Annotated in this window: 1 protein-coding gene; it reads left to right on the forward strand. The window is 61.0% G+C overall.

From position 1 onward, the window contains the following. Positions 1-422 precede the first annotated feature (422 nt). A partial coding sequence (ligD, locus tag FCU66_RS36305) for a non-homologous end-joining DNA ligase (protein WP_246094175.1) occupies positions 423-1,563 on the forward strand: 1,141 nt, incomplete at its 3' end.

Consider the following 1,563-nt stretch of genomic DNA (forward strand, 5'->3'; position numbering starts at 1 on the left):
CCGCGGACGGGGACAGTCGGTCCCGCGTCCCGTCCTGCGGCCGGCGCTATGCTGACGCTCCTACGGCTGTCCCGTTCACCGCCCGCGGCGGGGGCGAATTTCCTCCGTCCTGCGCGCGACAATGTCCGCTGCTGCGGACGCGCGCAGGACTGCGGTTTATACGCCGTTCTTCCTTAGAGCGCCGACGGTCGCCGGCGCGTAGATGCTTGAGCTGGAACCGAACCCCCAGACAGAGTATTGAATCGGACTATGTATCCGAGTTCCGCATGTCGGCTGTAGATGGCATCCTAAGCATCGGCAAAAGGCGCACACGGCGCAGAGACTCAGAATCTATCCCTAAATATCCGCTGCCGGGGTTTCGGTCCTTCCAGCTCTGCACATTGACAGACCACATACCGGTGGGCGGGGATTGGCTTTTCGAGATGAAGTTCGACGGCTATCGTGCCCAAGTCGCCATCTCCGGATCGAATGTAGTCGTCTATACCCGCAATGGCCACGACTGGACTCGACAGTTCAAGGTGATCCTGCCGCCGCTTCAGAGGCTGACCAAGGGAGCGGTGCTGATCGATGGTGAGATCGTCGCCATCGACAGCCAGGGCCGCACGAACTTCTCCATGCTGAAAACCGGCATTGCCGCGGGTCTGCCGCTCAAATTCTACGCCTTCGATCTGCTTGAATTTGATGGCGAAGATCTGTCGAACCAGCCGCTCCTCGAGCGCAAGGAGCGACTTGAGTCCCTGCTGGGCGCTCGCCCACCTGACGACTGCCTGCAATTCTCCAGCCACATCGTCGACCAGGGTAAAAGGGTGTTCGACGCCATGTGCGAGGGCGGCCACGAAGGCGTCATCGCCAAACGCGCCGACAGCTCCTACGTCGGCGACCGCAACAGAAGTTGGCTCAAGATCAAGTGCACGAAGCGACAGGAATTCGTTGTCGGCGGTTATCGCCCAAATGACACAGGACATGGCATGGCCTCGCTGATCCTTGGCACTTACGACAATGGCAAGCTCATCTATCGCGGCCGCGTCGGCACTGGGTTCACCGCGGCGATGCGCAAGGACATCCTCGCGAAGCTCGAGAAACGCCGTGTTGAGAAACCGGCTTTCGCTTCTGTTCCGAGAGACATTGCCCGCCGTGCCCGGTGGGTGAAGCCCGAGCTTGTCGCCGAAGTCGCCTATGCCGAAGCGACACCGGACGGCGGCTTGCGACATCCAAGCTTTGAGGGCATGCGCGAAGACAAGCGAGCCGACCAGGTGGTGATGGAAATGCCGAAGACGCCGGCAACCCTTGGCTCCGCCAATCTCGATCCGCGATTGGGCAAGGAGATCGCCGCTGCTGTCGGCGTCAAGCTGACGCATCCCGACAAGGTCATGTATCCGGGGACCAAGGTGACCAAGGCCACGCTAGCCGCCTACTACGCCATGGTCGCCGAGAAGATGCTGCCGCGCATCCAGGATCGGCCGCTGTCACTGGTGCGCGATACCGACGGCGACCTTCAGCAGCCCTTTTTTCAGAAGCATAAACTGCCAGGCATGCCCAAGGCCATTCATGACGGCCAGTTGG

The organism is Mesorhizobium norvegicum (assembly GCF_004919685.1).
Classification (GTDB): domain Bacteria; phylum Pseudomonadota; class Alphaproteobacteria; order Rhizobiales; family Rhizobiaceae; genus Mesorhizobium; species Mesorhizobium norvegicum.